This is a genomic window from Oscillibacter sp. KLE 1728, assembly GCF_934833455.1.
Classification (GTDB): Bacteria; Bacillota; Clostridia; order Oscillospirales; family Oscillospiraceae; genus Oscillibacter; species Oscillibacter welbionis.
In genome coordinates, this window is record NZ_CAKVVF010000006.1 from 22,698 (window position 1) to 38,357 (window position 15,660).

The 15,660-nt window shown below is 63.4% G+C and carries 14 protein-coding genes and 1 other RNA gene; 7 read left to right on the forward strand and 8 right to left on the reverse strand.

What is annotated here, in order from left to right:
- Positions 1 to 4 precede the first annotated feature (4 nt).
- From queA to QVE23_RS01265, 3 genes are all read left to right on the forward strand, one after another.
- Entirely contained in the window at positions 5 to 1,030 is a 1,026-nt protein-coding gene (queA, locus tag QVE23_RS01255; protein WP_025545288.1) for a tRNA preQ1(34) S-adenosylmethionine ribosyltransferase-isomerase QueA, read from the forward strand.
- A gap of 51 nt (positions 1,031 to 1,081) precedes the next feature.
- Positions 1,082 to 2,785, forward strand: a complete 1,704-nt coding sequence (recN, locus tag QVE23_RS01260) for a DNA repair protein RecN (protein WP_287967456.1) — start codon at positions 1,082 to 1,084, stop codon at positions 2,783 to 2,785.
- Positions 2,786 to 2,916: 131 nt separating this feature from the next.
- Entirely contained in the window at positions 2,917 to 3,420 is a 504-nt protein-coding gene (locus tag QVE23_RS01265) for an amidase domain-containing protein (protein ID WP_021751804.1), read from the forward strand.
- 52 nt (positions 3,421 to 3,472) lie between these two features.
- Here QVE23_RS01265 and QVE23_RS01270 read toward each other — a convergent pair whose 3' ends face one another.
- The 3 genes from QVE23_RS01270 to QVE23_RS01280 all read right to left on the reverse strand — a co-directional run bounded on the left by QVE23_RS01270 (position 3,473) and on the right by QVE23_RS01280 (position 7,076).
- Positions 3,473 to 4,495: a tyrosine recombinase XerC gene (locus tag QVE23_RS01270; RefSeq protein ID WP_119310956.1), complete on the reverse strand. Its 1,023-nt coding sequence runs from the start codon at positions 4,493 to 4,495 to the stop codon at positions 3,473 to 3,475.
- A gap of 430 nt (positions 4,496 to 4,925) precedes the next feature.
- The gene (radA, locus tag QVE23_RS01275) at positions 4,926 to 6,302 is read right to left on the reverse strand and encodes a DNA repair protein RadA (RefSeq protein ID WP_021751805.1); all 1,377 of its coding nucleotides are present in this window, start codon (positions 6,300 to 6,302) and stop codon (positions 4,926 to 4,928) included.
- Positions 6,303 to 6,353: 51 nt separating this feature from the next.
- A complete protein-coding gene (locus QVE23_RS01280) occupies positions 6,354 to 7,076 on the reverse strand; it encodes an N-acetylmuramoyl-L-alanine amidase (protein WP_287966456.1) in 723 nt (240 codons plus the stop codon).
- A gap of 167 nt (positions 7,077 to 7,243) precedes the next feature.
- Between QVE23_RS01280 and QVE23_RS01285 the strand changes: the two genes are divergently transcribed.
- Complete coding sequence (locus tag QVE23_RS01285) at positions 7,244 to 7,741, forward strand: spore coat protein CotJB (RefSeq protein ID WP_025545340.1); 498 nt, start codon at positions 7,244 to 7,246, stop codon at positions 7,739 to 7,741.
- Positions 7,741 to 8,337, forward strand: coding sequence for a manganese catalase family protein (locus QVE23_RS01290; protein WP_021750721.1), 597 nt, complete (start codon positions 7,741 to 7,743; stop codon positions 8,335 to 8,337). Before QVE23_RS01285 ends, QVE23_RS01290 begins: the two co-directional genes overlap by 1 nt.
- A gap of 58 nt (positions 8,338 to 8,395) precedes the next feature.
- Here QVE23_RS01290 and QVE23_RS01295 read toward each other — a convergent pair whose 3' ends face one another.
- Positions 8,396 to 8,641: a hypothetical protein gene (locus QVE23_RS01295; RefSeq protein ID WP_021750720.1), complete on the reverse strand. Its 246-nt coding sequence runs from the start codon at positions 8,639 to 8,641 to the stop codon at positions 8,396 to 8,398.
- A 177-nt stretch (positions 8,642 to 8,818) separates the two neighbouring features.
- Positions 8,819 to 9,469: a GNAT family N-acetyltransferase gene (locus QVE23_RS01300; RefSeq protein ID WP_025545342.1), complete on the reverse strand. Its 651-nt coding sequence runs from the start codon at positions 9,467 to 9,469 to the stop codon at positions 8,819 to 8,821.
- Positions 9,470 to 9,559: 90 nt separating this feature from the next.
- On the opposite strand from QVE23_RS01300, the gene QVE23_RS01305 reads away from it, so the two are divergent.
- Positions 9,560 to 10,372 carry a MerR family transcriptional regulator gene (locus QVE23_RS01305; protein WP_119310953.1) on the forward strand — a complete coding sequence of 271 codons (813 nt, stop codon included), beginning with the start codon at positions 9,560 to 9,562 and terminating at the stop codon, positions 10,370 to 10,372.
- Positions 10,373 to 10,453: 81 nt separating this feature from the next.
- Here the strand turns inward: QVE23_RS01305 and ligA are convergent, their stop codons facing one another.
- The 3 genes from ligA to murD are packed head-to-tail and all read right to left on the reverse strand — an operon-like array spanning position 10,454 to position 14,647.
- Complete coding sequence (ligA, locus tag QVE23_RS01310) at positions 10,454 to 12,499, reverse strand: NAD-dependent DNA ligase LigA (protein WP_287966458.1); 2,046 nt, start codon at positions 12,497 to 12,499, stop codon at positions 10,454 to 10,456.
- Between the two features lie 16 nt (positions 12,500 to 12,515).
- Positions 12,516 to 13,229, reverse strand: coding sequence for a sporulation protein YunB (gene yunB / locus QVE23_RS01315; RefSeq protein ID WP_021750716.1), 714 nt, complete (start codon positions 13,227 to 13,229; stop codon positions 12,516 to 12,518).
- Positions 13,230 to 13,270: 41 nt separating this feature from the next.
- Complete coding sequence (gene murD / locus QVE23_RS01320) at positions 13,271 to 14,647, reverse strand: UDP-N-acetylmuramoyl-L-alanine--D-glutamate ligase (protein WP_287967457.1); 1,377 nt, start codon at positions 14,645 to 14,647, stop codon at positions 13,271 to 13,273.
- Positions 14,648 to 14,909: 262 nt separating this feature from the next.
- Here murD and rnpB point away from each other — a divergent pair.
- Positions 14,910 to 15,489, forward strand: an RNA gene (gene rnpB, locus QVE23_RS01325) — RNase P RNA component class A.
- Positions 15,490 to 15,660: the final 171 nt, after the last annotated feature.

Sequence of the window (15,660 nt, forward strand, 5' to 3'; positions counted from 1 at the left end):
CAACATGAAGACCAGTGATTTTTACTACGACCTGCCCCAGGAGCTGATCGCCCAGACCCCCATTGAGAAGCGGGACACCTCCCGCCTGATGACCCTGGATCGGGTGAGCGGCGCCACGGGACACCACCATTTCTACGACCTGCCGGACTACCTGAACCCCGGCGACTGCCTGATTTTGAACAACTCCCGGGTGCTGCCCGCCCGTCTGGTGGGACAGCGGCTGCCCGGCGGCGGCATCTGCGAGGTGCTGCTGCTGAACGACAGGGGAGACAAGGTGTGGGAGTGTCTGGTCCGCCCGGGCCGGAAGCTCCGCAAGGGCACCAGACTGTCCTTCGGCAACGGGGAGCTGACCGCCGAGATCGTGGAGCAGCTGGAGGAGGGCGGCCGCCTGATCCGCTTCGACTACGAGGGCATCTTTCTGGAGACGCTGGAGCGGCTGGGCAAGATGCCTCTGCCCCCCTACATCAAGGAGGAGCTCCAGGACCAGGAGCGGTATCAGACCGTGTACTCCAAGGTCCTGGGCAGCGCCGCCGCCCCCACGGCGGGGCTCCACTTCACCCCGGAGCTGCTGGAGAAGATCCGGGCCAAGGGCGTAAAGATCGGGTATGTGACGCTCCATGTGGGCCTGGGCACCTTCCGGCCCGTGAAGGAGGACACCATTGAGGACCACCCCATGCACAGCGAGTACTGCACCATCCCCCAGGAGACGGCGGACCTCATCAACGAGACCCGGAAGGGCGGGGGCCGGTGCATCTGTGTGGGCACCACCTCCTGTCGGACATTGGAATCCTGGGCCGCCGAGGACGGACACATGGAGGCCAAGTCCGGCTGGACGGACATCTATATCTACCCCGGCTACCGCTTCAAGGTGATGGACGGCCTTGTGACCAACTTCCACCTGCCGGAGAGCACCCTCATCATGCTGGTGTCCGCCTTCGCCGGGCGGGAGCACGTGCTGGCCGCCTATGAGGAGGCGGTGCGGGAGAAATACCGCTTCTTCTCCTTTGGCGACGCCATGTTCATCAGCTGATATTGCCGCGCCCGGCGGACCTGCCGGGCGCTTTTTCAGAGGAGGAGTCCCATGCTGGAGCTTCTGCACATTGAGAATATCGCGGTCATCCAGGAGGCGGACATCCAGTTCCGCCCCGGCTTCAACGCCCTCACCGGCGAGACCGGCGCCGGCAAGTCCATCGTCATCGACGCCATGGGCGCGGTACTGGGCGGGCGCACCTCCCGGGACCTGGTCCGCACCGGCGCGGACCGGGCCTTTGTCAGCGCCGAATTTTCCCAGGTGCCCGGTGATCTGGCCGGGTTGGCGGAGACCGGAGCTGCCCCGGACGAGGACGGCCACCTGCTGCTCCAGCGGGAGCTGACGGGGGACGGCAAGAACCTCTGCCGGGTCAACGGCCGCCCTGTCACCGTGGCCCAGCTGCGCAGGATCGGAGAAGAGCTGCTGAACATCCACGGCCAGCACGACGGCCAGCAGCTGCTGGACGAGGAGCAGCACCTGAGCTATCTGGACCGCTTTGGCCGGACGGAGGCACCCCTGGGGCGGTATCAGACGACCTATGAAGCCATGGCCGACTTACAGGCGAAGATTCGGGCCCTCCAGATGGACGAGGCGGAGAAGGCCCGGCGGATGGACAGCCTCCGCTTTCAGATCGACGAGCTGGAGCGGGCCCAGCTGGTGCCCGGCGAGGAGGAGAGCCTCACAGAGCGGCGGGACCTGCTGCGGAACGGGGAGAAGTACCTCTCCGCCCTGTCGGGGGCGGACTACTGCCTGAACGGCGGGGAGGAGGGAGGCGGCGCCGTCTCCGCCCTCCGGGACGCGGAGGAGGCCCTTGCCGGTGTCCGCACGCTCTCCGGAGACATGGGGGAGCTGTACCAGCGCCTGGAACAGCTGCGGTGTGAAGCCTATGACCTTGCCGAGATCATTCGGGACAAGCGGGAGGCGTTCGACTTCTCCCCGGCGGAGCTGGACGCGGTGGAGAGCCGGTCCGACCTGCTGTACCGGCTGAAAAAGAAGTACGGCGCCACGGTGGAGGAGATGCTGGCCTACCTGGACAAGTGCCGCCGGGAGCTGGACGATATGGAGACGGCGGACGACACCCTGGCCCGGCTGGAACAGCAGCTGGAGAAGGCCCGGAAGGCCGTCCTGGCAGCGGGGGCGGAGCTGACCGCCGCCCGGAAAGAGGCCGCCGCCGTTCTGGAGCAGCGCATCCAGTCCGAGCTCCGGGACCTGGACATGCACAAGGTCCGGTTCGCCATCGACTTCGGGGAGAAGGAGCCGGGCCCCGACGGCTGTGACGCCGTCCGGTTTCTGATGTCTGCCAACGCCGGGGAGGACTTGAAGCCCATCGCCCGGATCGCCTCCGGCGGTGAGCTGGCCCGGATCATGCTGGCTCTGAAAAATGTGCTGGCGGAGCAGGAGTCCATCGGCACGCTGGTGTTCGACGAGGTGGACACCGGCGTCTCCGGCCGTGCGGCCCAGAAGGTGGCGGAGAAGCTGGCCCAGGTCAGCCGCCGCAAGCAGGTGCTGTGCGTGACCCACCTCCCGCAGCTGGCCGCCATGGCGGACACCCACTTCTCCGTGGAGAAGGGGGAGCGAGACGGCCGCACCTATACCCGTGTGGTGCTGCTGGACCGGGAGCAGCGGAAGGCGGAGCTGGCCCGGATCACCGGCGGCAGCCGCGTGACAGAGGCCCTGCTGGCAAGCGCCGGAGAGCTGCTGGACCAGGCGGAGCGCTATCGGAGCGAATTAGGAATGAGGAATCATGCGGAATGAGCAATTTCTGGGTCCGGCTTTGCCGGACCCATTCCAATTGTTCCGCCTGCAGCAGAACACATGAATTCCGAACTCCCAACTGACCAAACGTCCCTCTTTCGCATACAATGGCGGGAAGAGGAGGGGAGCCCATGCGCTTTTTTGCAGACTACGACCGCAGTGCCGCCGTGCTGTATGCCCACCAGTGGGCCTATGGCCGGAACCCGGCCTTTTACGACTACGAGAACGTGGGGGGAGACTGCACCAACTTCGCGTCTCAGTGTGTGTTCGCCGGCAGCGGTGTGATGAACTTCACCCCGGATTTCGGCTGGTACTACATCGACGCCAACCAGAAGTCCCCCTCCTGGACCGGGGTGCCCTATTTCTGGAATTTCATGACCAGGCAGGCGCCCTCCGTGGGGCCGGTGGCCCAGCCCTGCGCCCTGGAGGACCTGCAGCCCGGGGACCTGGTGCAGCTGAGCTTCAACGGCCAGGAGTTCCAGCATACGCCGGTGGTGGTGCGGGTGACGGCGCCCATCACCCTGGAGACGGTACTGATCGCCGCCCACAGCTACGACGCCGACAACCGGCCCCTGTCCACCTACACGTTCCAGGACATCCGGTTTCTGCACGTACTGGGCACCATCCGGCCTTAGGCAATCGTTTGCGCAAAATGAACAGGGAAAACCGGCTGGGAGGGAGCGCCTCTCAGCCGGTTTCCTTTTGCTTTTTCCTTGATTTTTTCACGTGTGACAAGGGATTTGCCTTTGCAGCTATCCGCAGGGATTCGTTGTCGATGTGGGTGTAGATTTCCGTGGTGTTCAAATGGTCGTGGCCCAGCACCTCCTGGACGGCCCGGACGTCCACGCCGTTCTGCAGCATCAGCGTGGCGGCGGTGTGCCGCAGCTTGTGGGAGCTGTACTCCGCCGGGTCGATGCCCGCCTGACCCAGCCGCTTTTTCACCATGGCGTGGACCGTGGAGCGGCTGATCCGCTCGTTCTGGGAGGAGAGGAAGAGGGCGTTTGCGTCCCGGCCGGTGATGGGCCGCCGCACTGCCAGATATTTGGCGATGGCGTCCTGGCAGGCGTCGTTCAGGTAGATGATCCGGACCTTGTTGCCCTTGCCAAGAACCCGCAGGGCATCCTCCTGGATGTCGGAGAGGTTCAGACCCACCAGTTCGCTGATCCGCAGCCCGCAGTTGAGGAACAACGTCAGGATACAGTAATCCCGCTCCTGATTTTTGCCGTCCACGGAGTCCAAGAGCTGGATGCTCTCGTCCAAGGTCAGGTATTTGGGCAGGGTTTTCTTCAATTTCGGAGAATCCATATCTTTGACAGGATTTTCACGAAGTAAGTGCATCTTATTGGTGAGGTAGTTGTAAAACGACCGGATCGTGGCGATCTTCCGGGCCCGGGACGCGGCGTTCAGGCCGTAGCCGGAATTCCGGCTGTTCTGGTGCTGGACCCGGTCCCGGCTGAGGTACGTCATGTAGCCGTAAATGTCCGTCAGGGTCACGGAGGCCACGAAGTCCAGATCCACGTCCATAATGTCGATCTCATCCAGAGACCGGTCACACAGGGACGGGTCCCGGGTCTGCTTGAGATAGCGGAAGAAATTCCGCAGGTCCAGAAAGTATTCGTCCACGGTCCGCTTGGAGTGGGCTTTGATGGTCTCGTGGTACGAGAGAAAGTCCCGCAGAATCTGCGGCGCTTCGGTGCGGTAATCAGCCATAACGGTGTCAACTTGCGGGCAGATACTCCGCGCAGCCGCCGGAGCGGCTGCTGGGGGGTTAGGTCGTGCCGGGGGCCTGAAACGGGCCCCGGAGCGGTTTGGCTCTCCCCCAAATTGAACAAAATTTTTATTTTGTTCAATTTTCTGTCTCCCCGCAAAACCTCCTTCCCTGACAGGTCTTTTGAAAATTTCCCGGCCGGACCGCAGCCGCAGCGCCGGCGGCACACGCCGGAATGCGCGGCGCATCTCCGGACCGGACATAAAAACCGCCGCTTTCGGCAAAGCTAGTCCCAAATCCATGGAGATGGGATGATGTGTATGAGTTTGATTCCCTGTACCAGCCAATGTGTGTATCAGCAGGACGGCGTCTGCACGCTGGACAGCGCCGCCGCGGCGGGCCTCCCCGCCCTGGGCGGCGCCTGCGTCCACTTCATTCCGACGGACGAAGGGCGGCTCGGATCGCCTCACCGATATTCCGCACCGGGATCAGACGAAGCCCCGCAGGCGCGGCCAGCTCCCCGGTCCGGCGGGACGGAATCAGGCACTGGGTAAAGCCCAGCCGCCGGACCTCGCTGACCCGCTGGCCCAGCTGGCTGACGGACCGCAGCTCTCCGGTGAGGCCCACCTCCCCGATGGCCACCAAATCCGCCGGCACCGGCCGGTCCAGATAGCTGGAGGCCAGGGCGATCACCGCCGCCAGATCCGCGGCGGGCTCGTCCAGGCTCAAGCCGCCGATGATGTTCAGGTACGCGTCGCAGGCGGAGACCTTCAGGCCGCCCCGCTTCTCCAGCACCGCCAGCAGCATGGCGAAGCGGTTGTAGTCAAAGCCGTTGCTGGTGCGGCGGGGGTTGCCCGCCGGAGACGACACCGCCAGCGCCTGAATCTCCGCCAGCACCGGCCTTGCCCCCTCCATCACACAGGTGACGCAGGTCCCGGGGGCGTCCTCCGGCCGACCGGACAGCAGCATCTCCGACGGGTTCTCCACCTCCACGAGGCCGCTGTCCCGCATCTCGAAGACGCCGATCTCATTGGTGGCGCCGAAGCGGTTCTTGGCCGCCCGCAGGATGCGGTAGGCGGTGTGCTGGTCCCCCTCAAAGTACAGCACGCAGTCCACCATGTGCTCCAGAACCTTGGGGCCGGCGATGGACCCCTCCTTGTTCACATGGCCGATGACGAACACCGTGATCCCCTGCCCTTTGGCCAGCTGCATCAGGGCCATGGTGCAGTCCTTCACCTGGCTGACACTGCCCGCCGGGGACTCCAGCGCGTCATTGTACAGGGTCTGGATGGAGTCCACGATCAGCACGTCCGGCGCCTCCGCCGCCACGGACTCCAGCAGGTCCCCCAGGCTGGTCTCGGAGATCACGAACAGCCGTTCGCTCTGCACGTCCAGCCGCTTGGCCCGGAGCTTCAGCTGGTGCTCCGACTCCTCGCCGGATACATACAGGACCTTATTCTCCCGGCAGAGGCTCTCGCAGATCTGAAGCATCAGCGTGGACTTGCCGATTCCCGGCGCGCCGCCCACCAGCACCAGCGAGCCCTTGACGGCACCGCCGCCCAGGACCCGGTCCAGCTCTCCCATGCCGGTGGAGAACCGGATTTCCGCATCCGCCTCCAGCTCCGTCACCGGCCGGGCCCTACGGACGCTCCCCCCTCCTGCCGGGCGGGAGGCCCCCTTCCCTGCCGCCCGGGCGGCCTGGGGCTGCTCCACGATGGTATTCCACGCCCCGCAGGCCGGGCACTTCCCCGCCCACTTGGGCGTCTCATTGCCGCACTCCGTGCAGTAGAACAGAGTCTTTGGCTTCATTGCAACCTCCCATGGAAAGAGAAAGGAACAAACTGTCTGATCTTTTCTCTTTCAACGCTTATCTGAATTCAGCACGCCCGCCGCGATGGCCGCCGCCAGCTTTGTCTGGTAGGCCGGGTCCTTCAGCTGTTCCGTCTCCGCGGCGTTGGAGAGAAATCCGCACTCCACCAGCACGCCGGGGGCGGTGATCTCCTTCATCAGGTACACCGAGGACGGCACCTGGGCGGCCTTCTTCTCATGTCTGGCGTTGACGGCGCCGTTCAGGGCCTCCTGAATGGACGACGCCAGTTCCTCCGCCCCCTCCTGGCGGTTCCAGAACACCTGGGCCCCCCGGGTGGAGGGCGACGACGGCAGGCTGTTCTGGTGGATGCTCAACAGCACCGCGCCGGGCAGCTCATTCACCAGAGCCACCCGGTTGTGGAGGTCGGAGACCTTCTTCTCCCGCAGAGTGGCGCTGCCGGGGTCGTAAATGGCGGCGTCCCCCTCCCGGGTGACGGTGGTGGGCACCCCCGCAAAGGTCAGCAGGTCCCGGACCCGCCGGGCGATGGCGAGGTTCAGGCCGCTCTCCACCGTGCCGTCGGCGGCCACAGCGCCGCCGTCCTCCCCGCCGTGGCCGGCGTCCACCACCACAACGGGAGACGCGCCCTCCTCCCCCGGGGCGAACGCCGCCGTGAAGGCGGCGTTCCCATGCCACAGCACGGCGGAGAGCCCGGCGACAAAACAACACAGCAGCACAACATACGCCACATGGCGCTTTCGGATCAGAATAATCACAGGCGGCACCCCCTGGGGAAAGCCTATTCCCGCCTGCTTATCCCATATTCCCGATTATAGCGGCTCGGACGGCGGAAATCAAGGGCAGGCTCCTCCCGGACCATCTCCGCATAGGATGGCATGGGCGCATGGTTCCCATGCGCACCCTACCCCAGAAGGAGGCATCCATGCAGATGGAGAAACCCAACACCAATACGCCGCCCACGCCGTCCGTGCCTTCCATGCCGCCGTCCGGCTCCTGCCAGCCGAACCAGGGCACTCTGCCCGGCACCTGTGCACCCATGGTGTTTCCCTTTGTAGCCATGCAGGAGGAGAACCCTGTCCGGTACAGCCGGATGGAGGCCCTGCAAACCGGCACCCTGTTCCCGGGGCTTGACCTGCCTTTCAAGGCGGCCATCCAGGCCAAGACGAAAATGGCCAACACCGCCCTGGTGGAGCTGATGGCCCTGGACTTTGCCATTGACGAGCTGGGCCTGTATCTCACCACCCACGCCCAGGATCAGGAGGCGCTGCAGCTGTACTGGTCCTATATCAAGCTGGCGAAAGAGGGCCGTGAGAAGTACCAGAAGATGTACGGCCCCCTGCTGCAGACGGACCTGACGCCGGAGGACGGCTTCGCCTGGCTGAAGGACCCGTGGCCCTGGGAGGAAGGAGGCAATGACTGATGTTCATTTATGAGAAGAAGCTCCAGTACCCGGTGAAGATCAAGAACACCAATCCCAAGCTGGCCTCCGTCATCATCTCCCAGTACGGCGGGCCCGACGGTGAGCTGGGCGCGTCCCTGCGCTACCTGAGTCAGCGGTACTCCATGCCCTATGCGGAGCTGAAGGGCCTGCTGACCGACATCGGCACTGAGGAGCTGGGCCATTTGGAGATGATCGGCGCCATCGTCCACCAGCTGACCAGGGACCTCACCGAGGAGCAGATCCGGACCGCGGGCTTTGACACGTATTTTGTGGACCGGACCGCCGGCGTGTACCCCACCGCCGCCTCCGGCTTCCCTTACAGCGCCGCCAGCATGGCGGTGAAGGGCGACCTGATCGCCGACCTGACGGAGGATCTGGCCGCCGAGCAGAAGGCCCGTGTCACCTACGACAACATCCTGCGCCTCTCCGACGATCCGGACGTCAACGACGTCATCAAGTTCCTCCGGGCCCGGGAGATCGTCCACTTCCAGCGCTTCGGCGAGGGACTGCGGCTGGCCAAGGACAAGATGAACGAGAAGAATCTCTACTTTGTGAACCCGTCCTTTGACAAGTGACCCACTGAATGGAAAGCGCCCGCCCCGGGAGATCGGGGCGGGCGCTTTTTGCGGGGACTCAGTCCCCGTTCTTCATCAGGTCTTCCACCAGGGGCATGAGCCGGGCCTGGTCTTCCTTCCGGTCGGCAAAGAGCTCCAGGGTATCGCCCTGCTCCTCGATGAGGCGGCCGATGGCGATATACCGGGACATGGAGGATTTCAAATTAAAAATGTCTCCCTCCGGGCTCTTCAGGTACACGTCGCCGCCGCACTGGCTGACGGCGTCCAGGAACTCCTGCACGTCCGCTTCGGAACGCAGTCGCATGGGAAACACATCCTTTCTGTATCAGACTCCCAGCCTTCCCGGCTGGTGCTTAACAAAGATACCACGCAGAGCCGCCGGTGTCTATGGCCGAACTGGATAATGTTTCGGAGTGACTCGCTCCAGAATATTGATGAACTGCACAAAAAAACAATTATTTTTTATGCAGTTAATATAATTTCAAAAATTGCAGCCCGCAGCGTCATGAAATACCGTTGCGCGGTCATAAAGAAAGAAATTCATGCTTACGGTCTGCCCGTTTATCTGGAAAAGATGCTCTCTCTGGCCGCGGCGGCACATGCCCTGGTGTTCATAAAAGCCGTAGTTGCAGCTGGTATCTGTAAACAGGTAGAATTCATCCAATCCCTGCTGTTTCAAATAGGCAAGCGCGGAATGAAACAGCTTTTTGCCGATGCCCTTTCCCTGACAGGATGAACGGACAGCAAACAGAGCCAATTCCGCCGGATAGGTCTTTTTGCAGCCGCGCAGCAATTGCTCATCGATCTCATTGACGTTTTGGAAGATTTGAGAGACTGCCCTTCCCTCTTTGGACGCATACAGCTTCACAATGGACAGGATTTGCTGAAATCTGGCAGAGAGGGCGCATCTGTGATCCTTGTTGTTCTTTACCAAAATGATCCCTGCCGCAGTTCCGTCAAGTACGGCCACCTGTGAAAAGGTGTAATTTGTCAGGCAGCTGCGCAGAAAAACCTCCGCCAGCCTGGAAGCCGTTTCGGGACTGCTGAACTCATCATAGTGCCACGTGCTTCGGATGATTTCCTTTAAGGGCTGAAAGTCCTGTTTCTGATATTCTCTGATTTGCATCTCCATGATATTCCCCCTGGTATTGGTCTCGGATACCCCGTATAATAGTCCTTACAGCAGCTGTAATGTCAATACCGGAAAAGGAGCTATTTTGTGATGAGGCAAAACACTGTAAAAATGACCACCGCCCAGTTTGCGGAACTGCACGGTGTCAATCGGAGAACGCTGCATTATTATGACGACATCGGCCTGTTTTCCCCCTGCCAAAAGGGGGAAAACGGTTACCGCTATTACGACGCATCACAGAGCATTGTTTTTGAGTATATCCGTATGCTGAAAGAGTTGAATATGAGCATCGCGGAAATTGCGGACTACTGTAAGCATCCTGCTCCGGAAAAGTTTTTGCAGATCGCAGATCGGAAAGAGGCGGAAATCGATCTGGAGATACGAAGGCTGAAGCGCGCGCGGAACATACTGAAGACCAAAAAAGCGCAGGTGCGTCTTTGCGAGGGCCTGCCGGATGAGGAAATCAGGGTCGAGGAGTGCGGCGCGGTCAAAATTTCTGTTTTGCCGTATGATTTTTCCGGAGACGATTTATCCCGGCTTTTTACCGATTTGAAAAGTCAATGGGGCATTGAGCAGATACGCATGGGAATCGGGAGCTTCCTCTCCCTGGACAAAGTCACCGCCGGGTCCTTTGAAACATACGACGGGCTGTTTACCTATTCGTCCGGCAGCGCATCCGGTCCGCATACGTTCGTCAGGCCGGCGGGGCGGTATCTTTGCGGCTATCAGAAGGGACCTTGGGACAAGGCGCCCGCCATGTACCAAAAAATGATCGACTATGCCCGCCGGCAGCATCTGACACTGACGGGCTTTGCCTACGAGCTTGGATTGAACGAATTTGCGATCTCCAGCCCGGAGGAATACGTCACAAAATTCATGATCCAGATCGATGACCCCTGCTGACGGTACGCCCGCCGGGCACGCATCGCAGCGCAGCCTGCACACAAGCCGAAAGAGCGGGGGCGTGAGCCCCCGCTTCCCTGTTTATTCCGCTTCTTTTGCCGCCTCGTCCCGGCCCAGCAGGGCCAGGATTTCCGCCTTGTCGCCGGGGACCTCGTCCACCAGCACCCGGTACTGCTCCTCGCTGAGAACCGGCACCCCCAGCTCCTGGGCCTTGCGGAGCTTGCTGCCCGCGGCCTCTCCGGCCACCACGGCGCCGGTCTTTTTGGACACCGACCCGGACACCTTGGCCCCCAAAGCCTCCAGCTTCTCCCCGGCCTCCTTGCGGGAGGCGGACTCCAGCTCGCCGGTCAGGACGAAGGTCAATCCCGCCAGCAGGTCCCCGGTGGGCTGGGCGGTGCTCTCCATATTCACCCCCGCCTCTTTCAGGCGGCGGATCAGGTCCTTCGCCTGGTCGCCCCGGAAGTAGTCCGCGATGCACCGGGCGGTGATGCCGCCCACGTCGGGAATCTCCGTCAGCGCCTCCTCTGTGGCGGCCACCAGCGCGTCCATGGAGCCGAAGTGGGCGGCGAGGGTCTTGGCGGCCTTCTCCCCCACCTGCCGGATGCCCAGGCCGTACAGCAGGCGGCTCAGGTCGTTGGCCTTGGAGTTCTCAATGGCCCGGATCAGGTTCTCCGCGGACTTCTCCCCCATCCGGTCCAGCTTGGCCACGTCCGCGGCGTGGAGGCTGTACAGGTCCGCGGCGTTGGAGATCAGCCCGGAGTCGATCAGCTGCTGGATCACCGCCGGACCGCAGCCGTCGATGTCCATGGCGTCCCGGCTGGCGAAGTGGGTGAGGTTCCGCAGCAGCTGGGCCGGGCACTCCGCGCCGGTGCAGCGCAGGGCCGCGCCGTCCTCGTCCCGGACCACTGGGGCGCCGCACACCGGGCAGGCGTCCGGCAGCGTGTAGGGCACCGTGCCCTCCGGGCGTTTGTCGAAGTCCACGCTCAAAATCTCCGGGATGATCTCCCCCGCCTTCTGCACCAGCACAGTGTCCCCGATGCGGATGTCCTTCTCGGTAATGAAGTCCTGGTTGTGGAGGGTGGCGTTGGTGACGGTGGTGCCCGCCAGCCGCACCGGGGACAGCACCGCCTTGGGCGTCAGCACGCCGGTGCGGCCCACCTGCACCACGATGTCCTGGACCACGGAGAACTTCTTCTCCGGCGGGTACTTGAAGGCCACCGCCCACTTGGGGAACTTGGCGGTGGAGCCCAGCCGCTCCCGGTCCGCCAGGTGGTCGCTCTTGATGACCGCCCCGTCGATGTCGAAGGGGTAGTCCATCCGCTCCTCGTTGATCCGGTCGATCTCCGCCTGAATCTCCGCCGGGTCGGAGAGGGTCTTGTGGGGGATCACCTTGAAGTGCTGGGAGGCCATGTAGTCCAGGGTCTCCGAGTGGTTCTGGAAGGTCTTGCCCTCCGCCAGCTGGAGGTTGAACACCTGGATATCCAGCTTCCGCTCCGCGCAGATCTTGGGGTCCAGCTGCCGCAGGGACCCGGCGGCGGCGTTCCGGGGATTGGCCATGAGGGGCTTGCCCTCCAGCTCCCGGCGGGCATTGATCTCCGCGAACACCGCCCGGGACATATAGACCTCGCCCCGGACGATGAGCCGGGGCAGCTTCTCCGGCAGCTGCATGGGGATGGCGCGGATGGTCTTGAGGTTCTCCGTCACGTCCTCCCCCACCCGGCCGTCGCCCCGGGTGGCGCCCCGGACGAACACGCCGTCCCGATACTCCAGGGCCACGGACAGGCCGTCCACCTTGGGCTCCACGGAGTAGGCGGCGCCGTCCCCCAGGGCCTCCCGCATCCGATCCAGGAACTCCGAGACCTCCTCTGCGTTGAACACATCCTGGAGGCTCTCCAGGGGTACCGGGTGCTCGTAGGTCTCAAAGCCCTCCAGGATCTTGTCGCCCACCCGCTGGGTGGGGGAGTCCGGGGTGATCTCCTCCGGGTGCTCCGCCTCCAGCTCCTCCAGGCGCCGGTTCAGCCGGTCGTACTCGTAATCCGGGATCACCGGCGCGTCCAGAACATAGTACAGATAGCTCTGCTGGTTCAAAAAGTCCCGCAGCTGCTTCATTTCCTCGCGGTAGTCCATAGGGTGTGCTCCCTTCTCAGCTGTTGTTCAGAATGTAGTCTTTCAGATCCTCCTCGTACGTATCCGGATCTGTGGAGAAATAGGTGTAGGTGTCCGGCACCGTGCCCACGATCACCGTCTCCGCCACGATGAAGGAATTGGACACCTTGGTGGCGGTGCGGAACCCCGGCAGCAGAACGCTGACGGAGACATCCACCGTCAGGATGATCTGATGCTTGGTCTGGTTGATGCCGGCGGAGGTGAAGGCGTTGCGGAAGTTCGCCTCCGACGACCCCACGGACTCCATCCGCACGGTGATGCGGGGCCCCCGTCCCGCCAGCAGCGTCGAACCCGTCAGGCTGCCGATGGGGATGGACAGGTCCCCGGTGGGCACCTGGCTGATGCGGGTCAGGACCGTGTCCAGAATCTCCGCCTGCAGGTGGTTGAAGGCCGCCATGTTGCTCTGCACAGCGGTGATGTGGCCCTCCGTGTCCTTCTCAAAGGACACCAGGCCGTCGTACTGCAGCTCGCCCTTCTCGATGGCCTCATACACGGCCTCGCTGACGATGCGGGTAACGGTGTTGGACACCCGGGTGGTGGCCATGCTCTCCAGCAGAGGCCGCATCTGGGTGGCGGCGATGAAGAGCACCGTCAGCGCCAGAGCCATCAGCAGAAACGCCAGGGCCCGCAGCACCCGCCGGCGGTCCATCCGCCGGCGGTAGAAGTAAAATCCGCGCCAGATCATGGCCATCACGCCCCCTTCCCGCCATTGTATGCGGGGGCGGCCTGGCCTTATTTCAGGGCGTTCACCAGATCCTTGAAGACCCGGCCCCGCTCCATGAAGTTGGCGAACCGGTCAAAGGAGGTGCTGGCCGGGGACAGCAGCACCACATCCCCCGGCCGCGCCGTCTCACGGGCCAGCGCCACGGCGGACTGGTAGCTGTCCACCTCCGTGATGGGCAGGCCGGTGAAGTTGGCGGCCTTCTCCACGGCGGCCCGGATCACCCCGGCGGTTGCGCCGCAGAGGATCAGGGCTTTCACATGCTCGTTGATCTCCGGGCCGATGGCGTCATAGGAGATGCCCTTGTCCTTGCCCCCGGCGATGAGGATGACCTTCTCCGGGAAGGACCGGAGCCCGGCGATGGTGCGGCTGGGGCTGGAGGCGATGGAGTCGTTGTACCACCGCACCCCGTCCAGCTCCCGGACCAGCTCGATCCGGTGCTCCACGCCGCCGAAGGTGCGGGCGAAGGCCCGGATGGCCTCGTCTGGGACCATCCCGTCCACGGCGGCGACGGCGGCCATGTAGTTCTCGATGTTGTGGACGCCGGGGAGCTTGATGTCGGCGGTGTCCAGCACCACCCGCTCGCCCTGCGGCCCCCGGCAGACAATGGAGGTGCCCCGGAGGAACACGCCGTCCGCCACCTCCTTCCGGCGGGAGAACCACCGCACCCGGCCCGGGGCCTTTTCGGCGCAGCGGACCGTGGTCTCGTTGTCGGCATTAAAGACGGCAATATCCCGGACTGTCTGGTGTGTAAAGATATTTTCCTTGGCAGCGATATACTCCCCGTAGCTCTTGTGGACGTCCAGGTGGTTGGGAGACAGGTTGGTCATAACGGCGATGCGGGGGCTCCGGTCCATGGTCATCAGCTGGAAGGAGCTGAGCTCCAGCACCGCCAGATCCGTTGGCGCGATGTCCGGCGTGTCGCACAGCAGCGGGCGGCCGATGTTGCCCCCCAGGTGGACGGTGCGCCCGGCGGCCTCCAGGAGCTTTGCGATGATCGTGGTGGTCGTGGTCTTGCCGTCGGACCCGGTGACGGCGATCTCGGGGCAGGGGCAGACCTCAAAAAAGACCTCCATCTCGGAAGTCAGCAGGCTGCCCCGCGCCACCGCCGCCGCCAGCTCCGGCACGTCGGGCCGCAGGCCGGGGGTGCGGAAGATCACGTCCGCCGTCAGGTCCTTCAGGTAGTCCTCCCCCAGCTGCAGGCGGCAGCCGTGCTGCTCCAGCTCGTCCCCCAGGGGCCCCAGGGCCTCCCGGGATTTTTTGTCGCAGGCGGTGACGGGAATGCCCCGCTCCAGCAGCAGCCGGATCAGGGGCCGGTTGCTGACGCCGATGCCGATGACGGCCACGGACTTGTTCCGCAGAGAGTCCAGATATTCCTCAAACTTCATGGGTACGCTCCTAACGCCGCGCTGGGCGGCAGAGATTGACAGACAAGGAAATTATACCGCAGATCGGAAAAAAATACAACCACGCCCCTCTCCTTCCCAGACTTTTTCTCCCAGGGCTGCGGGGCCATGAAGCCGGGACCTAGCTGCGCTCTGCGGGCCATCCGGTATTTTCAGCGGAAGGCCCTGGCGACTTCCGCCGATGTGGAGGCCGCATTGCGGCCAGGCGTTGACAATCCCGTCGGATTCCGCTAAAATAGACAGGCGAGTAAGACAGACAGTCGCGCGGCCAGGCCGAAAGGCCGGTCGTGAGGAAAGTCCGGGCTCCACAGGGCAAGGATAACGGGTAACGCCCGCCGAAGGCGACTTCAGGAAAAGTGCAACAGAGATATACCGCCGACAGAGTTACTCTGTATCGGTCAGGGAACCAGCGACGGCTGAACGCGATGCCCCGCGGAGCGGGGCGAGGGAAACTTCCCCGAACAGCGCAATCGCTTCCGCGCGGAACGGCGCAGGGGTGTTGTGTGAAGAGGGGCGAAGGGTCCCTCTTCCTAATTGCAATCAGCCCGCCGCAGCGGCCGCTCCCGCGGGGAGCGGCAAGCCACCCTTACCGACAGAGAGTAGCTCTGTCGGTAAGGGTGGAAAGGCGAGGTAAGAGCTCACCCATCGGCTGGAGACTGTCCGATGCTGTAAACTCTATCCGGAGCAACACCGGTATGGGAGCAGGGGGTCCGACCCCCAAGGCTGGCCCGGCCGCTCCCGGGGTGGCTGGAGCGTACCGGCGACGGTACGTCGAGATAGATGACTGTTTGATACAGAACCCGGCTTACAGTCTTGCTCGTACAAGAAGAGGTCCTGGCGAAAGCCAGGGCCTCTTTTTGTCCCGATTGATGCCGGTACTGCCGCGCGGTGTACTGGTCGATGCAGCGGAGGACCCGCTCCCGGCTGTGAAAGGCCAGATGCTGGCTCCCCGCCTCCGGGCGGAAGGAGACCCCACCCGCCGCTCTCAGAGGGGG

Excerpts from the sequence above, each read along its gene's own strand:
- QVE23_RS01285 (WP_025545340.1), top strand. The coding sequence starts at position 7,244 with ATGCAGATGGAGAAACCCAACACCAATACGCCGCCCACGCCGTCCGTG.
- yunB (WP_021750716.1), bottom strand. The coding sequence starts at position 13,229 with ATGGCCATGATCTGGCGCGGATTTTACTTCTACCGCCGGCGGATGGAC.
- murD (WP_287967457.1), bottom strand. The coding sequence starts at position 14,647 with ATGAAGTTTGAGGAATATCTGGACTCTCTGCGGAACAAGTCCGTGGCC.
- QVE23_RS01290 (WP_021750721.1), top strand. The coding sequence starts at position 7,741 with ATGTTCATTTATGAGAAGAAGCTCCAGTACCCGGTGAAGATCAAGAAC.
- QVE23_RS01295 (WP_021750720.1), bottom strand. The coding sequence starts at position 8,641 with ATGCGACTGCGTTCCGAAGCGGACGTGCAGGAGTTCCTGGACGCCGTC.
- QVE23_RS01305 (WP_119310953.1), top strand. The coding sequence starts at position 9,560 with ATGAGGCAAAACACTGTAAAAATGACCACCGCCCAGTTTGCGGAACTG.
- queA (WP_025545288.1), top strand. The coding sequence starts at position 5 with ATGAAGACCAGTGATTTTTACTACGACCTGCCCCAGGAGCTGATCGCC.
- recN (WP_287967456.1), top strand. The coding sequence starts at position 1,082 with ATGCTGGAGCTTCTGCACATTGAGAATATCGCGGTCATCCAGGAGGCG.
- QVE23_RS01265 (WP_021751804.1), top strand. The coding sequence starts at position 2,917 with ATGCGCTTTTTTGCAGACTACGACCGCAGTGCCGCCGTGCTGTATGCC.
- QVE23_RS01270 (WP_119310956.1), bottom strand. The coding sequence starts at position 4,495 with ATGGCTGATTACCGCACCGAAGCGCCGCAGATTCTGCGGGACTTTCTC.
- radA (WP_021751805.1), bottom strand. The coding sequence starts at position 6,302 with ATGAAGCCAAAGACTCTGTTCTACTGCACGGAGTGCGGCAATGAGACG.
- QVE23_RS01300 (WP_025545342.1), bottom strand. The coding sequence starts at position 9,469 with ATGGAGATGCAAATCAGAGAATATCAGAAACAGGACTTTCAGCCCTTA.
- ligA (WP_287966458.1), bottom strand. The coding sequence starts at position 12,499 with ATGGACTACCGCGAGGAAATGAAGCAGCTGCGGGACTTTTTGAACCAG.